We start from the raw sequence: 18,940 nt of genomic DNA on the forward strand, positions 1-18,940 counted from the left end.
TGGGGACTGGTACAGCGATCGTCGCTATGGTACAATTGATGCCAATCAGCAACAGCGCAAGGATGCAGGCGAGGCCCTCCTACCTGTGCGTAGGCGCGCCCATTGAGGGAGTAGCCAACCACCATCGGCCCTGGCAACTGGCAGGCCACCCAGCCCCAGCTCAGCAGTCTCCCACAAGGGCCCGAGGGTCATCGCGAAAGCACCAGGGAGAGGAGCAACAGTATGCAGTACGCTATCTTTGGAGGCGGAGCGCTCGGCCTGGTGGCTGCCTACCGCCTGGCTCAGGCCGGCCAAGCGGTGATGGTCTTCGAGCAGGAGGAAGTGCCTGGCGGTCTGGCTGCCGGTTTCCAGATCGAGCCTGGGATCTGGCTGGAGAAGTTCTATCACCATCTTTTCCGCACCGACCGCGCCGCCATTCGCCTGATCAAGGAGCTGGGCCTCGGCCCACAACTGGTCTGGTCCACCCCACGCACTGAGTCCCTCATCGAGGGCCAGATCTATCGTCTCGATTCGCCCACGTCGTTGCTGGCCTTCCGCCCGCTGCGCCTCTACGAGCGCCTGCGCGTTGGAGCCGTAGCGGCCTTTCTGAAGCTCTCCCCATCCTGGCCACTGGAGGGCCGCACCGCTGCCCCCTGGCTGCGACGCTGGATGGGCCGACGCGCCTACGAGCTGGTCTTTGAGCCACTCTTTGTCAGCAAATTCGGCTCCCTGCACGAACAGATCGCTCTGCCCTGGTTCTGGGCCCGCTTCCACGATCGCACCACCAGCCTGGGCTACCTCAAAGGCGGCTTTCAACAGCTCTACGACCGCCTGGCGGAACGGATCACGGCCCTCGGCGGCAAGATCTTGCTCGGAACCCGCATCGAAGGCGCCGAGCCGCTCGCCGATGGCCGCTGGCAGGTGCGCACAACCCGCGGTACCTGGACGGTCGATCGGGTGGTCTCTACCCTGGCAACCCGCCTGACACTGCGCCTGATCCCTGCCTTGCCCCCAGACTATCGCGCTCGCTACGACTGGGGCCAGGCCTATGGCGCTCACTGCCTGATCCTGGCCCTCGATCGCCGCCTGACCGCCACCTACTGGCTCAATATCTGTGACCCCGGCTACCCCTTCCTGAGCATCGTCGAGCATACCAACCTGCGCCCTCCCGAGGAGTACGGCGGTCGCCATCTGCTCTACCTGGGCAACTACCGCCCGATGGATGACCCGCTCTTCCAGATGGAGAAAGCAGAAGTTCTCAGGGAGTTCCTGCCCCACCTGCGCCGCATTCGCCCGGATTTCGATCCTTCCTGGGTGCGCGAGAGCTGGATGTTCCGCGCCCCCTTCGCCCAGCCAATTGTGACCCCCGACTACCGCACGCATATCCCCCCTCTCAAAACCCCCTTGCCCGGCCTCTGGCTGGCTAATATGTTCCAGGTCTATCCCCACGATCGCGGCCAGAATTATTCCATCGCCCTGGCCGAGCGCCTCGTTCGCCTGATCCTGGAGGAGGAGAAGTCAGCTCCCTCTCAACGCTGAGGCAGCACCCTCCTCCCTCTTCCTCCCCAATCCTAAACTACAAGTAGAGCAGTTTTCTACTTCATCCTTGCTGCTCTTTTGTTCCTGACTCAAAGCAAATCAGATACATTGCCACTATTCTGAAAAAACAAGATGCTCAAGCTGCACGGAAGCAACGGAAGCAACGGTCTCTTCGGAGAGCGAGGAGAGGAGGAGGGTTGATGAGCCAGGCTCGTTTCTTCCGCCAGCGCCATCCATTAACCTGGCTGGTGATGGTGCTGGCCTTGATCGCCACACTCTTGCCAGGTCCTTTGATGGGCAGCCGACTGCCCCTGCACCAGTCCCATACCCCAGCGGGAACCAGCGCGGGCCGAACCCAGGCAAAAGCCCCCGGGAACAGCGGCCACACCGCCGTGTTGACCTACAAAAACGACAATTGGCGCAGCGGCCAGAACACGACCGAGACGATCCTGACCCTGAGCAACGTCAACGCCCAGAGCTTCGGCAAGCGCGTTGCCTATCCAGTCGATGGCCAGATCTACGCCCAGCCTCTCTACGTGCCCGGCCTCAACGTTAATGGGACGCTCCACAATGTGGTCTTCGTGGCGACCGAGCATGATAGCATCTACGCCTTTGACGCCGACGCCCAGGCCAGCAATAGTGCCCCCCCTCCGCTCTGGCACGTCAACTACCTGCCCGCCGGCGAGACAACGGTCGCCTGGGAGGACGTGGCCTGCGGCGATACGGTGCCGGAGGTCGGGATTACCGGTACGCCGGTCATCGATCCGGCAACACGGACCATGTTCTTCGTGACCTTCTCGGAAAACGCCAACGGGCAGTTTTTCGATCGGCTCCATGCCATCGACATCAGCACAGGCCGCGAGCGTCCCGGCAGCCCGGTAGTGGTTCGAGCCAGCGTTTCTGGTCAAGGGGCCGGTAGCCAGAACGGAACGGTGAGCTTCGACCCTCGCTACGAGCGCCAGCGCGCCGCACTGCTATTGGCTAACGGCCAGATCTACATCGCCTGGGGCTCATTCTGCGATAACATGCCTTACCATGGTTGGATTATCAGCTATACCTACGATGGCAACGGCTTCCATCAAACCCATGCCTTCAATGTGACGCCCGATGGGGCAGGAGCCGGCGTCTGGCACGGCGGCGGTGGTCTGGCCGCCGATAGCGAGGGCAATATTTACTTCATCAGCGGAAACGGCGACTTTGAGCCTTCCGCACCGCATCCGTCCCTGGGCGACAGCTTTGTCAAGCTCAGCCCCGACCTGCGCCTCTTGGACTACTTTGCTCCGTTCAATCAGGAGTGCCTGGGAGAGGCCGACGCCGATCTCGGCTCGGGCGGCCCACTCTTGCTCCCCTCCTACCCAGAGCTGATCGGCGGCGGCAAGGAGGGCCGCATCTATGTGCTGGACACCAATAAGTTGGGCCAGTTCACAACTGTCACCCAACCCTGCACAGAAAGCAATCGCAGCCGAACCGATGTGGACCAGGTTCTTCAGGAAACTCCCCCCAGCACCGTCGGCGGCATGTATGGAACTCCAGCCTACTGGCGCAGCGCAAGCGCGGAGTACGTCTATGTTTCCAGCGTCGGACGCCCCACTCTGGCCTACCGCCTGCAGCGCAACAGCAAGGGCCAGGCCCTCCTGCCGCCCACACCCAGCTCCCAGACACCCGAGAGAAGTTTTCTCTTCTCGGGCGGCAATCCCTCCCTCTCCAGCAACGGAACCAGCAACGGTATCCTCTGGCTGATCGATCCAGGCGGCATCTTGCGCGCCTACGATGCCACCAACCTGAGCCACGAGCTGTACAGCAGCGCCCAGGACCCGGACTATGATACGCTCGATAGCTACGTGAAGTTCAGTACGCCAACGATCGCCGATGGCCGGGTCTTCGTGCCAACCAAGACCATGCTGACGATCTACGGCCTGCTCAATAAAAGCAGCTCTCCCCCTCCGCCGGTAACCTACAATAATGTGGGCATCAGCGACGATTTTACGCAGAACGTGCAGGCAGCCAACTACGACGGCCTGGGATATAGCTACTCGGCGACAGCCCTGGCTCAGGCCGGCATCACGCCAGGGGCCAGCGTGCTCTGCGACGGCCTGGCCTTCATCTGGCCGGATCTGCCGGCTGGGGTCAAGGATAACTACCAGGCCAATGGCCAGACTATTCCTTTGAACAGTGGACCAGGCGTGACCCTGCTCGCCTTCCTCGGCTCAGCCACGCAGGGATCCACCAGCGGCCTGGCACGCATCAACTACGGCGACGGCTCAACACAGACCTTTACACTCGGCCTGACCGATTGGACAAGCGCCGCGCCCGCTTTTAATAATAAGCTGGTGGCTACGATGAGCTACCGCAACGGACCAGGCGGTCAGCAACCGGTGGCAGTCTACCTATTCTACACCGCTGTCGCGGTCGACCCGACCAAAGCGCTTAAGAGCGTGACCCTGCCCCTGGAACCGGCAGGTTCCAGCCGCCTGCACATTTTTGCTCTCGCCACCAGGGGCCTCTACGGCAGCTATAACAACATTGGGGTGAGCGATGACCACCTGCCCGCCCACGCCAATTTCGACAACGCCGGTCACAGCTACTCGCTGCAGGCCCTACAGCAAGCCGGGATCAATCCCGGCGATAACGCCTTCTACCGCGGCGTCTCCGGCGTGGTTTTTCAGTGGCCCAACGCGGCAGCCGGCCAACTCAACAACTATATCGCTGCCGGGCAAACGCTGCCAGTAGCACCCCAGAAGAACGCCAGCCTGCTAGCCTTTCTGGGCGCCGCCTCGGGCGGCCCCTCCTACGGTACAGCCTATGTCAACTACAGCGATGGCAGCCGCCAGCCGTTCACCCTCGGCTTCAGCGACTGGACCCTCAATGAGGGCAAGGCCCGCGGACCAGCCTTCGGCAATGGCATCTTTCTGACGCTGCCGTACCGCAACCAGCCGACAGGGCAGGAGTTTATGAAGACCTACATCTTTTTCGCCGAGGTGGCCCTACAGAGCGGCAAGACGGTCAAAAGCGTGACGCTACCAGCCAGGGTTAATCAGGGCCTGCTGCACGTGTTTGCTGTGGCGACCAAGACGGCGGAGGAGACACCTTACAATAATGCCGGTACAAGCGATGACAGCAATCCTCAGGCCGCCAACTTCGATGGTACGGGGGCCAGCTACTCGGCCCAGGCCCTGGCAGCCGCTGGGGTTTTCCCCTGGCAACCATTAGTCTACAATGGAGTGACCTTTAGCTGGCCGAATATCGCTTCGGGAGCGAACAATAACTACCTGGCCAACGGACAGACCATTCCTCTCTCCGGCAGCCCTCACGGAACCATCCTGGCTCTGCTGGGAGCGGCAGACCACAGCGATCCCTCGGGCGCCCACGGCCAGGTGCTGGTTCGCTATAGCGATGGCTCGCTTCAGGCCCTGCCACTCTGCCTGAGCGACTGGACGCTCGGAGGCGGCTCCTTTAGTCCGAGCTGTGGCAATAGCATCGCCATCGTGACGGCCTACTATAATCGCCCCGGCGGTCCACAACTGCAGCCAGCCTACGTCTTCTACGCGGAGCTGCCCCTGGACCCGGAGAAAACGGTCAAGAGCATTACGCTGCCGACAACAGTGCTGGGCGGCCACCTGCATATCTTCGCCTTCGGCTTCAAGTAGCTGGACGCAGCGAGCACGCGTCTCGTCGCTCCTGGCTCTCACAACCCAGCGGCGGGGTGGGACTCATCCCGCCGCAGACGATGTAGCGGCGCGCGGGCCTTCTCCAGGCGGAGACCAGCCCGCTCAAGAGCCGCGGTCGCCAGGGTCCCTTGCCGACGCAGGAGGGTCAGGAGCAGCTGCTCTCCGCCCACAAAGCCAGGCTGGCTGCTCCTGGCACACTCCGTCGACGGCCAGAGCAATGGCCCGCTCAGTGGCCGCTCGCAGCAGAAGCAGAGCCAGGTCAACCTCCAGTCTCTTCAGCAAGCTGGCAACAGCGGTGGAGGTACCGCTTGCCAGTCCAACAAGAAGATGCCCTGAAGCAATGTAGCTCTGCTGATGTCTTCCTGCAGCTTCCTGGGCTTCGCGTAGGGCTAGCTGGACATCACTGGTAAAGCCTTGAAAACGACCCTGAACGCTGCTTCGCCCGCCTTTGCGGCCAAGCAGCAGCAAGTCAGGCCGGGACAGCTCTTGCTCCCGCTTCTCGGCCTCAATGAGCGGCTCATTGCTGTGGCTTTTGCGGTCCAGTCACTTCTAACAGAAAGAAATGCTTCTCCCGGTAAGCTCTCTTGCTCCTCCCTTCAGTCCCTTAGACGACCTCAGGCATGCAGGCACGAGCTTCCCCACTATGACATTTTGCAATGAGGAGAGCGGGGGCGAAAAATCGGGACTCAAAGCAGGCCGGAATTTGTGTTATAATCAGACCCAGGCTGTTTTTTGTTCTGACAGACTCCTTTGCGGGACCGCAAGAAAGGGGTGGTAGGGGCTATGAAGCCACTTGTCGCCATTGTAGGCCGACCGAACGTCGGCAAATCTACGTTTTTCAACCGCATGATCGGTGAGCGGCGCGCCATCGTCGAAGATCTGCCTGGGACGACGCGCGACCGCCTTTATGGAGATACGGACTGGAATGGTCGCAGCTTTACCCTCATCGACACCGGCGGCCTGGCTCTTGGTGAGGCCACTCCGCCAGGCCAGGTCGGCTTGAGCGGGATCAGCGGCGATCTGATGGAGCACGTGCGCGCTCAAGTTCGTCTGGCTATCGAGGAGGCCGATGTTATCGTCTTTATGGTGGACGTGCGCACCGGCATCACGCCAGCCGACGAGGAGGTGGCCGCTCTCCTGCGTCGCACCAACAAGCCGGTGATCCTGGCTGCCAATAAGGCCGATAACGATCGACAGAGCCAGCATGCCCCAGAGTTCTACGCCCTGGGCCTGGGCGAGCCGATCGACATCTCAGCGCTGCACGGCCTGGGCACCGGCGACCTGCTGGACAAGATTGTCGAGTCCCTCCCGCCAGCCACGCCCGACGAGCAGGCCGAGGAGGACGAAACGGAGCAAGTCCGCATTGCGATTGTCGGGCGCCCGAACGTCGGGAAGTCCTCATTGCTCAACCGCATTCTGGGCTACGAGCGCTCCATCGTGAGCGAGGTTCCTGGCACGACGCGCGACATGATCGATACCGAGCTGCTCTTTGAGGATCGCAAGCTCGTGCTCATCGACACCGCAGGCATCCGGCGACGTGGGCGTATCGTGCCGGGCATCGAGAAATACAGCGTGATGCGCTCGATGCGGGCCATCGATCGCTGCGATGTGGCCCTCTTGCTCATCGATGCCGTCGAGGGACTGGCGGCCCAAGATACGCACATCGCGGGCTACGTGCACGAGCAGGCCAAAGGGATCATCGTGGTCGTCAACAAGTGGGACGTCGTCCAGGAGCTGCGGCGCGCCTCGCGTCGGGGAGAACCAATCAGCCTGACCCGTGAGATCGCTGAGGCCGAGGAGTACCGCAAAATTCTGAGTGCCGGCCTCAAGTTCATTCCCTATGCTCCGGTGGTTTTCGCCTCGGCCAAGACCGGTTACCACGTGCAGTCGCTGCTGCGCAAGGCGATCGAGATCGCCGACACACGCTTCGTGCGTATTCCCACAGCGCGCCTGAACGAGGTGGTGCAGGAGGCGGTCCGTCGTCATCATCCAACGACGCTTCACGGGCATCAGCTGAAGATCTTTTATGCCACCCAGGTCCAGGTCAATCCACCAACCTTCGTCTTCTTCGTGAACAACCCGGACTACCTGCACTTCAGCTACGAGCGCTATCTGGAAAATCGTCTCCGCGAGGCTTTCGGTTTCGCCGGCACGGGGATCCGCCTGATCTTCCGGGCCCGCTCGAAGGTGGAGCTACCTCGCCTGGGCTAGGCGAGAGGGTCTGTTGCGCCTGTCCGCCTGGCCCGATTCGGCAGGGGCCTCCCTCTGGTCGCGCCTGTCCTATCCAGGCCCAGGGGCCGGAACTCACCTTTGTCTTCTCATCCTTCTTTTCCGTTCTTTCTTCCTTTGCCTGGCCGAAGGCAGCGGGACCCCCGGCTGCCCCCGCCGTCGGCTGCGTTGCAACGGCAGAGTCTCCTTGCAAGGGGGGGAATGCGTGTACCTCTGGGTAGAGCAGTCTGTGAGGGATGGGAATGGGAGATGTTGCTCTGCCCATCGTTGTCTTTGCTTCTTGACCTTTGCAAAGGAGGTTGCGATCGATGCAAGGGACGAATCTGCAAGGTATGCGCGTGGCCATCCTGGCAACGGATTACTTTGAGCAGGTCGAGCTGACTGAGCCTAAGAAGGCGCTGGAAGAGGCAGGAGCGCGCGCGGTCATCGTGGCGCCTAAAGAAGGGCAGATCCAGGGCGTGAACCACGTCGAGAAAGGTGACAGCTTCCCGGTCGATCTGACGTTGCAGCAGGCCAAACCAGAGGAGTTCGATGCGGTCCTCCTGCCTGGCGGAGCCTTGAATGCCGATGCGCTCCGCGTGCTGCGCGAGGCCCAGGAATTCGTACGGCGCATCGACGCCGCCGGTAAGCCCATCGCGGTCATCTGCCATGGCCCGTGGCTGCTGGTCTCCGCTGGCCTGGTACGTGGACGCACTTTAACGAGCTACCATACGATCCAGGATGACATCCGCAACGCCGGCGGCAATTGGGTCGATCAAGAGGTCGTGCGCGATCGCAATTGGGTGAGCAGCCGCAGCCCTCGCGATCTTCCCGCTTTCAATCGGAACATGGTTGAGCTGTTCGCCCAGAGCCGGGTGAGCGCCCGTGGCTAAGGGTTTTTGAAAGTCAGGCGAGCCGCTTCTGTCGGCACGAAGTGAGGCGCCTGGAGAGCGACGCAGCAAAGCTCAGTCGAGCAGCGCCCTCTCGCAGGCGCCTTTTTCATCCGTCTGTCAGACCAGGCCGGGCAAGGCTGCGCTTCTCCGGTCTGAGGGTAGCCAGCCCAGCCAGCAGGCCTGGCCGCGAGGGCTGACCGCCACTTATTTGACAGCTACCGATATTCAGGCTATTGTAAGGTATGGGTCAAGGATTGCAAGCCCGCTATCAGGCAGCACCCTCATAATTTAGCCTGGCATTATCTCGCACGCAAAACGAACAGGGCACCGATGAGCAGCGAAACGCTACCGGTTAATGACAGCCCCGCGACGGCCAACGAGCTGGCCCTGGCACGACGCAGACGGAAACGTAGCATCGCAATTTTTGCGATTGTCAGCCTGCTGAATGTGGCGCTGCTGGCTGTGCTGTGGTCGCAGCTGCTGACTCCCGCCCCAGGGCAGAGGACGACCAGCAGTGGTGCGGCCCCGGCAGGCTTCAGCGGACCAATGGTGGGGAAGATGGCTCCAGATTTTCGCCTGCCTCTCTTGGCTTCAGGCACCGGGTCGAATAGCTCGATCTCTCTCTCCGATTTTAAGGGGCAGGCCGTCGTGCTCAACGTCTGGCAGTCCTCCTGCGAGCCGTGCCAGCGCGAGGCTCCGGTCCTCCAGGCAACATGGCAGCGCGTACAGGGCCAGGGTATCGTCTTTCTGGGCCTCGATTTCCAGGACAACCGCAGCGATGCCCTGAGCTTCTTGCAAGCCCACGGCATCACTTATACCAATGTGAGCGATAGCAACGGGGCCACGGCCATCAGCTATGGGGTTGCCAATCTGCCGACGACCATCTTTATCGATCGCCAGGGCAGAATCGTAGGCTGGCATGAGGGCGAGCTGACAGTCCAGCTTCTGGAGCAGGGCCTGGAACTGCTGAACCACTAAGGGTACGCCAAACGCTTGCCAGCAGGAGCCTGGCCTGGCTTGGGGGCCAGGCCAGAGGCGATAGCCAGGCCAGGCAGGCAAATCAGGCAGAAAGGAAAACAACTGGAAATTGGCTCAGGAGGATAAAGGAAGCTGGCTATGGACTGGCTGCCGGCTCTGCTGCCCCAGGGGCTGCTCTTGATCATGCGGGCGATCCATACGCTGGCCGCCGCAACCTGGGTCGGCGGTAGCATGATGTACTTGCTGGTGGTGCAGCCGGCGCTGCGCCTTGCTCCTGCACCTGAGCTGGCCGCCAAGATCGCGGCGCGCTTCAGACGCCTGGTCAATGGCTGCGTTGGCCTGCTCCTGGTGAGCGGGGCCTTTTTAACGGTCGATCGCCTGACAGAGACGGATCTCGGTTGGCCCTATGTGCTGACGCTCAGTTTGAAGATCGCTCTGGCGCTCTGCCTGTTTGCTCTGGCTTTTTATCTGGGGCAGAGTCCGATCCGTCGACTGGCTCGGCGCTCGTCTCGTTTTGCTCAGGTCGCTCCTCGTCTGATGTTGGCTCTGGGCGTGGTGGTCTTCGCCCTCGGCGCCCTGCTCAATATCCTGTTCGAAGCTAGCCTTACAAGCCGTTAGTCAGGCGATCAGCTTCGGCCTGGCTCCTGGCTCGCGCTGTACCGCCGGTAGCGCTCAGCTTTCTTCTCGCCGGCCTGGCAGCCGGCCACAGAGAGCGGAAGAGCGAGCGAGCGAGCGAGCGAGTTGACACAGAGAGCTACGAACCGAAGGAGAGACGTGCGGGCCGCCTGTCTGCGGGCCAGGCTCGCCTTTGAGTTGTGTGGAGGTTCCTTTCGTGCAGTCGGCTGTGGTTTCTACTCAGACCGAGAAGGATACCGTCCAGATCCCAGCGCGCAAGCGCCGGCGCTTTCCCGCCGGGCTGCTGGTTGCTGGCCTGGCAATTGCCGCTGCCGTCACCTATTTGATTGTGGCGAATACGCGCTCTAGCGCTGTGTATTATATGACAATCGCCGAGTTGAAACACTGTACGACCTGCAGTAGCCAGGCGGTACGAGTGATGGGCCTGGTGCAGCCCGGCTCGATTACGCGCCACGATCAGACGGTCAGCTTTGTGATTACGGACAATCGGCAATCGCTGCCAGTGGTCTACAGCGGCGTGGTGCCCGATATTTTTCGCGCGGGCATTCAGGTGGTAGTCGAGGGCTACTACCATGGCCAGGGCGCCTTCCAGGCTCAGACGCTGCTGGCAAAATGTCCGTCGAAGTTCCAGGCCGCGACGCCAACGCCCAGCAGCAGCTGAGGCCGGGTCCGGCAGCGGTAGTACTTTGTTTCTGCCTTAGATTGATCTCTGCCTTCTCTACCTACCCCAGCGGCAGCCCGCCAGGATGAAGGAAGAGCTGGCTGCCCGCCTGTGGGAGTGCCTTCGAGGGAGAAGAGAGCTGTGTACGTTTCTGATCTGGGCGCGAGCGCTATTCTGTTGGCGTTGCTTTTCGCGATCTATACACCGGTGGCGGCGGTAGTCGGCGCCTGGCGACAGAGTGAGGCTCTGGTGGCCAGCGCCCGCCGGGCGACGCTGGCGGTTGCGGCTTTCTTACTGGTGGCCTCGGGGTCGCTGGTGGCCTCCTTTCTGCTGCACGACTTTGGTGTGAGCTATGTGGCCCAGCACTCTAGCCTGAGCATGCCCTGGTACTATGTGACGGCGGCTTTCTACGGCGGACAGGAGGGTTCGCTGCTCTACTGGGCTTTGACGCTGGGGCTGTTTTCGGCCCTCTTCGTGTTGACCTCGCGTCAAGCCCCGGCGGCGCTGGTCCCCTATGTCCTGGCCACCTTGATGGCTATCGAGACCTTCTTCCTGGTGGTGCTGGCCACGGTCTCCAGCCCCTTCGTGCGCCTTGCCCACCCCCCCGCTGATGGCATCGGCCTCAATCCGCTGCTGATGGACCCGGGTATGCTGCTGCATCCACCGCTGCTGCTGATGGGCTATATGAGCTTCTCGCTGCCTTTCGCCTTCGCGGTGGCCGCCATGATCACCGGTCGTCTCGATAGCGAATGGCTGCGCGCGCTCCGACGCTGGATGCTGGCCGCCTGGACGATCCAGAGCGCCGGCCTGCTGATGGGCGCCTGGTGGGCCTACCACGTGCTGGGGTGGGGCGGCTACTGGGGCTGGGACCCCGTGGAGAATGCGGCCCTCCTGCCCTGGCTGACGGCAACGGCTTTCTTGCACTCGACAATGGTGCAGGAGCGCCGTGGGATGCTGAAGGTCTGGAATCTGGCCCTGGTGATCGCTTCCTTCGCTTTGTCGATTTTCGGCACCTTCGAGGTGCGTAGCGGTATTATTAGCTCGGTCCATTCCTTCGCCTACTCGTCGATCGGCTCCTATTTTCTGGCCTTTCTGGCGCTGGTGATCGTTTTCAGCCTGGGCCTCTTCTTGTTCCGTCTGCCCCGGCTGCGCGCCGAGCAGGAATTCGATTCGGTGGTTTCCCGCGAGGGAATCTTTCTGGTGAACAATTTGTTGCTGGTGGGGATCGCCTTTGCAACGCTGTGGGGAACGCTCTTCCCCCTGATCTCGGCTTTTGTGCGCCATGAGGAGATGAGTGTGGGGGCACCTTTCTATAATCAGGTGACTGGCCCACTCTTCCTGCTACTTTTGCTGGCTATGGGGGTTGGCCCGCTGCTGGCCTGGCGCCGAACCTCGTTCCAGGCCCTGCGTCGCAATCTCGGCCCTCCTGCCCTGCTGGCGGCCCTCTGTGCGGCTGTTCTCCCCCTGCTTGGGGTCTCGTCTTTGTGGGCCAATGTGGCCTTCTCGGTCTGCAGCTTCACGGGCTGCGCTATTCTGTATGAGCTATGGCGCGGAGTGCGGGTGCGCCACCGCCACGGCGAGCCGTATCTGCAAGCCTTGCTGATGCTTTTCGCGCGCTATCGCCGCCGCTACGGGGGCTACCTGGTGCACCTCGGTCTGCTGATTCTGGCCGTGGGGGTGATCGGCTCTCACTTTTTCCAGATGCAAACCGATGCGACCCTTAAGCCTGGCCAGCAGGTGAGCATCGCCGGCTACCAGCTCATCTACCTGGGCAACATCGAGAACTTCTACTCCGAGAAGGATGTGGTTGTCGCTCAGTTTCAGATCTGGCAACATGGCCAACTCCTGCGCTATATCTATCCCGGACGCCAGATCTACCATAACTTCAGCGATCAGCCGGCCAGCATGATCTCGATTACGACCTACGGCCTGACAGATCTCTACGTCTTTCTGGAAGACTGGCAGGGAGCGGCCCAGGCGACGGTCCATATCTATGTGAATCCTTTGACGGTCCTGGTTTGGTTGGGTGGGCTGGTCCTGATTCTGGGCGGCCTGGTATGCTGGTGGCCGGAGCCTCCCGCTCGCGCTCGCTTCAGCCGGCAGGGAAGGCCTCTCCTGGTCGCCGAGGGAGGAGAGAGAGCTGCGAGCCTGGCCTTGCCCTCGGGGGTCTCCCAGCGGTCAAGCGGTCCCGCCCCAGGAGCGACCGGTCAGCAGGAGCGCAGGGAGCAGGTGACGGCCACGGCGCCAGTCGACGAACAGCCGGCTGCCGTCAGCCCATCCTCGTCTGCCCCCGCAGAGCTGCTGCCGGCACGGCCTGAGGAGGAGGCAGGCAAATGAGAGGGCCCTCAATACGAGCACGAACCCTGGTCCCGGTCCTGGCCCTGCTGCTGGTGGCCGCGATTGCCTTTGTCTGGTGGTTTGCCTATCTTTCTCATCCAAGGACGACGACCCTGGACCAGCGGGTGGCTGAGGTAGCCTCTCAGCTGCGCTGCCCAATCTGCCAGGGCGAGTCGGTCCAGGACTCACCTTCTGAGCTGGCTCAGCAGATGCGGGCAGTCATTCGCCAACAGCTCCAAGAGGGCCGCTCAGAGCAGGAGGTGATCCAGTACTTCGTGGATCGCTACGGAGAGACGATTCTCTGGAACCCGCCTCGCCAGGGCTTCAGCCTGCTCGTCTGGCTGCTTCCACCAGCCGCACTCCTGGGCGGCGTGGTCCTGATCTTCTTCGTTCTGCGCGAGTGGCGCCAGCGCCGCACGGATGACGCTCGTCCGGCTTCGTCGCCCGAGGAGACGGCCCTCTCACTCTCGGCCCCAGAACTGGATGAGGAGCTGGAAGGCTACCGCAGAGAGTTGGAGGCGGAGCTGGCCGCCGATGATCCGCTCTTTCAGCCGCTGCATGCACGGAGGGAGGCCCGATGATCTTGCCTGCTTCGCCACTGGCTTTGCTGGTGGCCATCCCCCTGGGACTGCTGGCCCTGGCCCTGGTGCTCTATCCGCTGGTACGCCCGATAGACCAGCAGGCCGCTATCTCCACCGATGGCGGATGGGAGCTTGCTTCGGCCGCCGAATCGGTCCCTTCTGAGGAGGAGGCGGCGGCACGCGCCGCCCTTCATGAGGTTGAGCTGGAGTATCAGCTCGGTAACCTGGCAGAAGCTGATTATCGCTCCTTGCGCGAGCGCTATTTGCGACGGGCGCTGCTCGCGCTCAGGGAGCGCCACATGCGCGAAAGGGCACTAGATACTTTGATTGAGGAGCGCTTGCGCCTATTGAGGGAGGAAGATGCCGGAAGAAGCAATGGAGCCTAGCGGTGGACCTGGCCGCGGTCGCCCTTCCCTGGCTCGGGTGTTTGTGTTTGTGGTGTTAGCCCTCTTCTGGCTGGTCTGGCTCGGCTGGCCAACTGCTCTGAGCTGGGCCGCGAGTGGGGCCAACACGGGAACGATCCGCGGTCATCTGGTGAATGGGACTCATAACAATGCTCCTGTGGCAGGGCAAAGCGTGACACTACAGATGGCCCAGGATGGTTCGGCACGCGACCTGACAACGGTCAAGACCGATAGCCAGGGGGCCTTTCTCTTCTCTGGCCTGGCGACGGCCAGCACGGTCAAGTACGCGGTCTATACCCGCTACCAGGGCGCTCAGTATGTCTCTGATCTGCTGGACCTCAGCAAGCAGCCAGGGCAGGAGATCGAGCTAAGAGTCTATGATGCCACCAGCAGCAGTGCGGATCTGGCAGTGGTCCAGGCGACGATTCTGGTGCACGAGCCAGATGCCAGCAAGGGGACCTTCACGGTCTCGGAGATCTACTTCTTCCAGAACGTGGGGAAAACGACCTATGTCGGGTCGCTGAACGCCAGCCAGGGGCGTCCCAATGCGCTGCTGTTCTCGCTGCCCCAGGGGGCGCGCAATGTGGCTCTGGCCCAGGGCTTTAACGGCGTCGAGGCCGTCCAGGTTGCGGGCGGCTTCGCCAGCGATGCCGCGGTGCCGCCGGGAGAGACGCAATTCTCTTTCTCCTTCGAGGTGCCTTATCAGAGCACCAGCTATGATTTTGCCTATACATTCTTCTATCCAACGGTGCAGCTCTCGGTGTTGACACCGCCCGCCCTGCAGGCCACTTCGGGTGCTCTCCCCTCCAAGGGATTGATGACAGCAAACAACCATCCCTACCTGTTGCTGCAGAACCAGAATTTCCGCGGCGGCGACCAGGTCCACATCAAGTTGCAGGGCCTGCCCTTGAGCGCAGACCAGAACGAGAGCCGCGGCCTGCTCCTGGTCCCAACCTGGGTCTGGCTGGTCGGCGGCGTTCTGGTAATGCTGGCGATTATCGTCCTCTCTTCGCTGTTCTATCACCTCTTCCAGCGCTGGCGCGAGAAGAAGGGGCGAGATCGTCAGCATGCCCCGAAGCGCCCCGCGGCCGCACGGGCAGAGGCAACGCATCCGAGCAGGGAGAAAGTGGCAGCGGCGAGCAGCGAGCAGGATCTGCTGCTGCGCCAGTTGCTGGAGCTGGATAAAGCCTTCGAGGAGGGACGCCTCAAGAAGGCTGAGTATACCGAAGAGCGCGCCAGGATCAAGGAGCGCCTGCGCGTTCTAATGAGCCTTGAGCAGGAAAAGGGAGAGCGGCGCCGAACGGGAGAGCATCAGACGGCTGATACCGCCCGCTCCTCGTCTCACTCCAAGCGCCGCCCAGAGAAAGGGTAAAATTGGCGGAGTGCCAGAGATGGCAGCCAGGAACCTGGCCGGCCTCGCTGATGAGAAGAGCAGAGCCGTGATCAGGAGCAGATGGGGATCACAATGATAACCACTGGCAGCAATGAGCGAGCCGACAAGCGCGAAAGCAGTCGGACCAAAGGGGAAGTGCCTTCTTTGACCGCGGAAGCAGGGGAACAGGAGCGGTTGCCTCACTCAGCGGGCGGGCGACCATTAGTAGAGATCCAGGGGTTAAGGAAGAGTTTTGCTTTCCGCCCGGTATTGCGCGGCATCGACCTGAGCCTGCAGGCCGGGGAACGGCTGGCTCTGCTGGGAGCTAACGGAGCCGGGAAAACGACGCTCCTGCGGATATTAGCCTGTTTGACACGCCCTACGGCAGGTCAGGCCCTGATAGCGGGCCTGGATTGTGTGCACGATGCCCAGGAGGTGCGGCGCCTGGTGGGCTTTGTGGCGCATCAACCCTATCTCTATGAGGAGTTGACAGCTCTGGAAAATCTGCTCTTCTTTGCGCGCATGTATGGGGTGACCCATGGGCGCGAGCGGGCCTCCTTGCTGCTGGAACGGGTCGGTCTGGCCCGAAGGGCGCGCGAGCGCGTCGGCTCGCTCTCGCGCGGCCAGCTCCAACGCCTGGCCCTGGCTCGTGCTCTCTTACATGCACCGCCCCTGCTCCTGCTCGATGAGGCCGAAACGGGACTGGATGAAGCCGGCACTGCCCTCCTGTCCGCCTTGCTGGCCGAGCAAACGGCTCGTGGTGGGGCACTCATCTTAACAACCCACCGGCCAGAGTTCGCTCTGCAGCAGGCAGATCGCCTGGTCATGCTCAAGGGAGGGCGAATCGTCTATCAGGAAAGCGCGGCTGGCCTGGAGCTGGCTGAGCTGCGCCGAGTCTATCAGGAGGTGGTTAGCTGAGATGGGTGCGCTGAGCAACTTCCGCCTTTTTTGTAATCAGGTGCTGGCAATCCTCGGAAAAGATATTCGTTATGAGCTGCGCAGCAAGCAAACCTGGCTGGGTATGGGCCTCTTCGCGCTGCTGGTCTTTGTGATCTTCAATTTCGCCTTTGACCTGCGCGTCGAGAATCGGGCCGCCGTGGTCCCTGGGGCGCTGTGGGTAGCCTTTGTCTTTGCCAGCCTGCTTGGCCTGGGCCGCACGATCGCCGCGGAGCGCGAGGGCGGTTCCCTGGACCGCCTGCTTCTCTGCCCGGTGGATCGCCGCGCCATCTACCTGGCGAAGCTGCTTGGGAATCTGCTCTTTATCGGCGTTGTCGAGCTGGTCGCTTTGCCGATCTTCGCCGCCCTCTTCTCGGTTCCTCTCTTCAGCGGCGAGCTGTTGCCGATCGTACTGCTCGGCACACTTGGCGTGGCCATTATCGGCACTCTTTTTTCGGTCATGACCGCGGCCACGCGCGCCCGCGAGCTGCTGCTGCCCCTGCTGGTCTTCCCGCTCATCGTGCCAGTCGTCATCGCGGCGGTACGGGCCACGGGAGCGCTGATGATCGCTGCGCCCGCTGAGCCGCCCTGGCTGGGACTGCTGGCCGCCTTCGATGTGATCTTTCTCAGCCTGGCACTTCTGACCTTCTCCTACATAGTTGAAGAGTAAACAAGACGTGAGCAAGCTTTTGATAAGGGTTGGTGGGCCGCCCGCCCGCCAGGAGGAACGGACCGTATGGCTGTGATCAATAAGGGTGATGCGGCTCTACGCGAGGCCGCCATGCCGACAAAAAGGCCGCCCTTGCCTCTGGTGTCGCTGCTGCTCGGCGCTCTGGCATTCGTGGGCATGATGATTTCCATATGGGCGATCTTTCTCTACGCTCCTACCGATGCCATCGAGGGCCTTTCACAGCGTATTTTCTACTTTCATGTGCCGGTGGCCTGGCTGGCCATGCTCTCATTCGTGATCGTGGCGCTCGGAGGAGCCGTCTATTTGTGGCGCGAAGACGAACGCTGGGACTGGCTGGCGCTGGCCGCGGCGGAGGCCGGGGCGGTCTTCACGACGTTGACGCTTGTGACAGGCTCCCTCTGGGGCCGGGCAACCTGGGGAACCTGGTGGACCTGGGACGCTCGCCTGACAACCAGTTTGATTCTCTGGTTTCTCTATATCGCCTACCTGATGCTGCGCAGTTACCTTGGCAAAACACCTACCAGCGCACGCGCCGGCGCGGTGCTGGCTATCCTTGGCGTTATCGATGTCCCTATCATCTACGAGTCGGTCAATTGGTGGCGTACCCTTCACCCGGCGGCCGAGATCGGTACCCCTGGCGCTCTGCCTCCCTCCGTCGTGCTGGTCTTGATGCTCGCTTTGACCAGCTTCACGCTCTTTTATGGGGCGCTGCTGATCCAGCTCTATCAGATGGTGCGCCTTCAATACCTGACCTGGCGGCTGCGCGCTCGCCTGCAGGCAGCCGATTAGAGAGAGGAAGAGGAGACTTGAAAGGCGCTTGGGGAGTTGGCTCATGAGCCTGCTACAGGCTCAGAGCAGAGGAGGTTTCAATCTATGGTATATATGGTCATCGCCTATGCCCTGGTTTGGGCTGGACTGTTCGCCTACCTGGCCTTTGTCGCGCTGCGCATTCGCGCCGTGCGCACGGAGCTGGCAGCGATCGAAGAGCTGGTACGCGAACATGAGGCAGGCCGGGAATAGCTGCCGCGCAGACCTGCGCGGCCAGAGCGGAGCGATATTGGCCCCTCGCTTTCCTCGGCCTTGTGATATGATCTACCTACGAGACAAACTGTTTAGGAGTAATGGAGTAATGGCAGCAACGGAGCGAAATCTGGAAGAGCCTGGTCAGCAGTCGTCGGCATCGTCCCCCACTTCTCTCAGGACAACGCCCGGCTATGTAATCAACCTGGTGATCGGGGACGTGCTGGTCTTTCTACTGTTTGCCTTTGTCGGCCTGACAAGCCATCATGAGCTGAACTGGGGGGCGCTCCTCTCTCAGATCGTGTCGGTGGCGCTGCCTTTCATGCTGGGGTGGTTTCTGGTTGCACCCTGGCTGGGAGTCTACCGGCGCAAGTTAGAGACGAGCACACGCCTCATGACCTTCTACACCTTGCGCGCCTGGATCGTCTCCTGGCCGGTGGCAATGGGTCTGCGCTGGCTCTTCGTTGAGCGTGAGCATCCGGTCTCCCTCGATGCTTTCCTGACATTCTCGCTGGTGGTTTTCTTCACTGTTCTGGTGCTCCTGATGGTCTGGCGCTGGCCCTTCGCCTGGTATCGAAGCGGGCGGCTTCGCGGCCTCCACTAGTTCCTCATCAGGGGCAGAGCTGACCAGATCCTGGAGACTCCTGTTGGTCTGCCATTCCAGCAGCAGGCGCTTGTTCCCCTCCGATCCGCTCCCCAGTCCAGAGGGAGCGCAGCAAAGGTGCCTTGTTGGGGTCCTCCGCAGGCCCACAGTTACCCGCTCAGGACCCTTCGGGAGGCATCTATTGCAATCTGGGAGTCGATAGGCTATCCTCTCCGAAAGGGAGGAGGGTGGGGTATCCACTCACTTATTCGTTCGCTCATCCATAACTGCAAGCTGACCCTGGCCCGACTCAGGCTGTGGCCGGACGGGCGTCCGGCCAGCGACCGCCTCCTCACCGCTATCAGCCGCCGTAGTCGCGCCGCAAGCACGGCAAGCCGAGGTCCTGGGTGAGCAGATGGCAGCGTGGGAGACAGGTTCGTTGACTGATTGATTG

17 protein-coding genes and 1 pseudogene are annotated in these 18,940 nt (G+C 61.8%); 16 read left to right on the forward strand and 2 right to left on the reverse strand.

What is annotated here, in order from left to right; all coding sequences use genetic code 11:
* The first annotated feature begins 222 nt into the window (after positions 1-222).
* Together ACFMO7_RS04735 and ACFMO7_RS04740 are read left to right on the forward strand one after the other, a co-directional pair.
* Positions 223-1,518, forward strand: coding sequence for an NAD(P)/FAD-dependent oxidoreductase (locus ACFMO7_RS04735; protein WP_376794363.1), 1,296 nt, complete (start codon positions 223-225; stop codon positions 1,516-1,518).
* Positions 1,519-1,718: 200 nt separating this feature from the next.
* The gene (locus ACFMO7_RS04740; protein ID WP_376794364.1) at positions 1,719-5,165 is read left to right on the forward strand and encodes a hypothetical protein; all 3,447 of its coding nucleotides are present in this window, start codon (positions 1,719-1,721) and stop codon (positions 5,163-5,165) included.
* 38 nt (positions 5,166-5,203) lie between these two features.
* On the opposite strand, the gene ACFMO7_RS04745 is transcribed toward ACFMO7_RS04740, so the two are convergent.
* Positions 5,204-5,449 carry a Clp protease N-terminal domain-containing protein gene (locus ACFMO7_RS04745; protein ID WP_376794365.1) on the reverse strand — a complete coding sequence of 82 codons (246 nt, stop codon included), beginning with the start codon at positions 5,447-5,449 and terminating at the stop codon, positions 5,204-5,206.
* Positions 5,442-5,654: pseudogene (locus tag ACFMO7_RS04750) on the reverse strand (Clp protease N-terminal domain-containing protein); the annotation flags it as partial. The pseudogene ACFMO7_RS04750 and the gene ACFMO7_RS04745, both read right to left, overlap by 8 nt.
* Before the next feature lie 315 nt (positions 5,655-5,969).
* Between ACFMO7_RS04750 and der the strand changes: the two are divergent.
* The 14 genes from der (at position 5,970) to ACFMO7_RS04820 (ending at position 18,507) form a co-directional block, all read left to right on the forward strand.
* On the forward strand, positions 5,970-7,397 hold the full coding sequence (gene der / locus ACFMO7_RS04755) for a ribosome biogenesis GTPase Der (protein WP_376794366.1): 1,428 nt from the start codon (positions 5,970-5,972) through the stop codon (positions 7,395-7,397).
* Between the two features lie 326 nt (positions 7,398-7,723).
* On the forward strand, positions 7,724-8,287 hold the full coding sequence (locus ACFMO7_RS04760; RefSeq protein WP_376794367.1) for a type 1 glutamine amidotransferase domain-containing protein: 564 nt from the start codon (positions 7,724-7,726) through the stop codon (positions 8,285-8,287).
* 330 nt (positions 8,288-8,617) lie between these two features.
* Complete coding sequence (locus ACFMO7_RS04765; protein WP_376794368.1) at positions 8,618-9,265, forward strand: TlpA disulfide reductase family protein; 648 nt, start codon at positions 8,618-8,620, stop codon at positions 9,263-9,265.
* Positions 9,266-9,403: 138 nt separating this feature from the next.
* The gene (locus tag ACFMO7_RS04770; RefSeq protein WP_376794369.1) at positions 9,404-9,883 is read left to right on the forward strand and encodes a CopD family protein; all 480 of its coding nucleotides are present in this window, start codon (positions 9,404-9,406) and stop codon (positions 9,881-9,883) included.
* Between the two features lie 214 nt (positions 9,884-10,097).
* Positions 10,098-10,562, forward strand: coding sequence for a cytochrome c maturation protein CcmE (locus ACFMO7_RS04775; protein ID WP_376794370.1), 465 nt, complete (start codon positions 10,098-10,100; stop codon positions 10,560-10,562).
* A gap of 141 nt (positions 10,563-10,703) precedes the next feature.
* Positions 10,704-12,899: a heme lyase CcmF/NrfE family subunit gene (locus ACFMO7_RS04780; protein WP_376794371.1), complete on the forward strand. Its 2,196-nt coding sequence runs from the start codon at positions 10,704-10,706 to the stop codon at positions 12,897-12,899.
* Positions 12,896-13,480 (forward strand): cytochrome c-type biogenesis protein CcmH, encoded by a 585-nt coding sequence (locus tag ACFMO7_RS04785; protein WP_376794372.1) that lies wholly within the window; start codon positions 12,896-12,898, stop codon positions 13,478-13,480. Before ACFMO7_RS04780 ends, ACFMO7_RS04785 begins: the two co-directional genes overlap by 4 nt.
* Positions 13,477-13,866 (forward strand): hypothetical protein, encoded by a 390-nt coding sequence (locus tag ACFMO7_RS04790; RefSeq protein ID WP_376794373.1) that lies wholly within the window; start codon positions 13,477-13,479, stop codon positions 13,864-13,866. The genes ACFMO7_RS04785 and ACFMO7_RS04790 overlap by 4 nt, the downstream gene beginning before the upstream one ends.
* Complete coding sequence (locus ACFMO7_RS04795) at positions 13,841-15,256, forward strand: carboxypeptidase-like regulatory domain-containing protein (RefSeq protein WP_376794374.1); 1,416 nt, start codon at positions 13,841-13,843, stop codon at positions 15,254-15,256. Before ACFMO7_RS04790 ends, ACFMO7_RS04795 begins: the two co-directional genes overlap by 26 nt.
* 81 nt (positions 15,257-15,337) lie before the next feature.
* Positions 15,338-16,174 carry a heme ABC exporter ATP-binding protein CcmA gene (ccmA, locus tag ACFMO7_RS04800; RefSeq protein WP_376794375.1) on the forward strand — a complete coding sequence of 279 codons (837 nt, stop codon included), beginning with the start codon at positions 15,338-15,340 and terminating at the stop codon, positions 16,172-16,174.
* A gap of 1 nt (position 16,175) precedes the next feature.
* Positions 16,176-16,862: a heme exporter protein CcmB gene (locus ACFMO7_RS04805; protein ID WP_376794376.1), complete on the forward strand. Its 687-nt coding sequence runs from the start codon at positions 16,176-16,178 to the stop codon at positions 16,860-16,862.
* Between the two features lie 66 nt (positions 16,863-16,928).
* Complete coding sequence (gene ccsA, locus ACFMO7_RS04810) at positions 16,929-17,672, forward strand: cytochrome c biogenesis protein CcsA (RefSeq protein WP_376794377.1); 744 nt, start codon at positions 16,929-16,931, stop codon at positions 17,670-17,672.
* Between the two features lie 84 nt (positions 17,673-17,756).
* Positions 17,757-17,903 (forward strand): CcmD family protein, encoded by a 147-nt coding sequence (locus ACFMO7_RS04815; RefSeq protein ID WP_376794378.1) that lies wholly within the window; start codon positions 17,757-17,759, stop codon positions 17,901-17,903.
* Positions 17,904-18,012: 109 nt separating this feature from the next.
* Positions 18,013-18,507 (forward strand): DUF3054 domain-containing protein, encoded by a 495-nt coding sequence (locus ACFMO7_RS04820; RefSeq protein ID WP_376794379.1) that lies wholly within the window; start codon positions 18,013-18,015, stop codon positions 18,505-18,507.
* The last annotated feature ends 433 nt before the right edge of the window (positions 18,508-18,940 follow it).

The sequence above is a fragment of the Thermogemmatispora sp. genome, assembly GCF_042408735.1.
Lineage (GTDB): Bacteria > Chloroflexota > Ktedonobacteria > Ktedonobacterales > Ktedonobacteraceae > Thermogemmatispora.

What these genes read in the sequence shown, in the direction of transcription:
- ACFMO7_RS04735 (WP_376794363.1), top strand. Translation starts at nt 223, where the DNA reads ATGCAGTACGCTATCTTTGGAGGCGGAGCGCTCGGCCTGGTGGCTGCC.
- ACFMO7_RS04740 (WP_376794364.1), top strand. Translation starts at nt 1,719, where the DNA reads ATGAGCCAGGCTCGTTTCTTCCGCCAGCGCCATCCATTAACCTGGCTG.
- der (WP_376794366.1), top strand. Translation starts at nt 5,970, where the DNA reads ATGAAGCCACTTGTCGCCATTGTAGGCCGACCGAACGTCGGCAAATCT.
- ACFMO7_RS04760 (WP_376794367.1), top strand. Translation starts at nt 7,724, where the DNA reads ATGCAAGGGACGAATCTGCAAGGTATGCGCGTGGCCATCCTGGCAACG.
- ACFMO7_RS04765 (WP_376794368.1), top strand. Translation starts at nt 8,618, where the DNA reads ATGAGCAGCGAAACGCTACCGGTTAATGACAGCCCCGCGACGGCCAAC.
- ACFMO7_RS04770 (WP_376794369.1), top strand. Translation starts at nt 9,404, where the DNA reads ATGGACTGGCTGCCGGCTCTGCTGCCCCAGGGGCTGCTCTTGATCATG.
- ACFMO7_RS04785 (WP_376794372.1), top strand. Translation starts at nt 12,896, where the DNA reads ATGAGAGGGCCCTCAATACGAGCACGAACCCTGGTCCCGGTCCTGGCC.
- ACFMO7_RS04790 (WP_376794373.1), top strand. Translation starts at nt 13,477, where the DNA reads ATGATCTTGCCTGCTTCGCCACTGGCTTTGCTGGTGGCCATCCCCCTG.
- ACFMO7_RS04795 (WP_376794374.1), top strand. Translation starts at nt 13,841, where the DNA reads ATGCCGGAAGAAGCAATGGAGCCTAGCGGTGGACCTGGCCGCGGTCGC.
- ccmA (WP_376794375.1), top strand. Translation starts at nt 15,338, where the DNA reads ATGGGGATCACAATGATAACCACTGGCAGCAATGAGCGAGCCGACAAG.
- ACFMO7_RS04805 (WP_376794376.1), top strand. Translation starts at nt 16,176, where the DNA reads ATGGGTGCGCTGAGCAACTTCCGCCTTTTTTGTAATCAGGTGCTGGCA.
- ccsA (WP_376794377.1), top strand. Translation starts at nt 16,929, where the DNA reads ATGGCTGTGATCAATAAGGGTGATGCGGCTCTACGCGAGGCCGCCATG.
- ACFMO7_RS04815 (WP_376794378.1), top strand. Translation starts at nt 17,757, where the DNA reads ATGGTATATATGGTCATCGCCTATGCCCTGGTTTGGGCTGGACTGTTC.
- ACFMO7_RS04820 (WP_376794379.1), top strand. Translation starts at nt 18,013, where the DNA reads ATGGCAGCAACGGAGCGAAATCTGGAAGAGCCTGGTCAGCAGTCGTCG.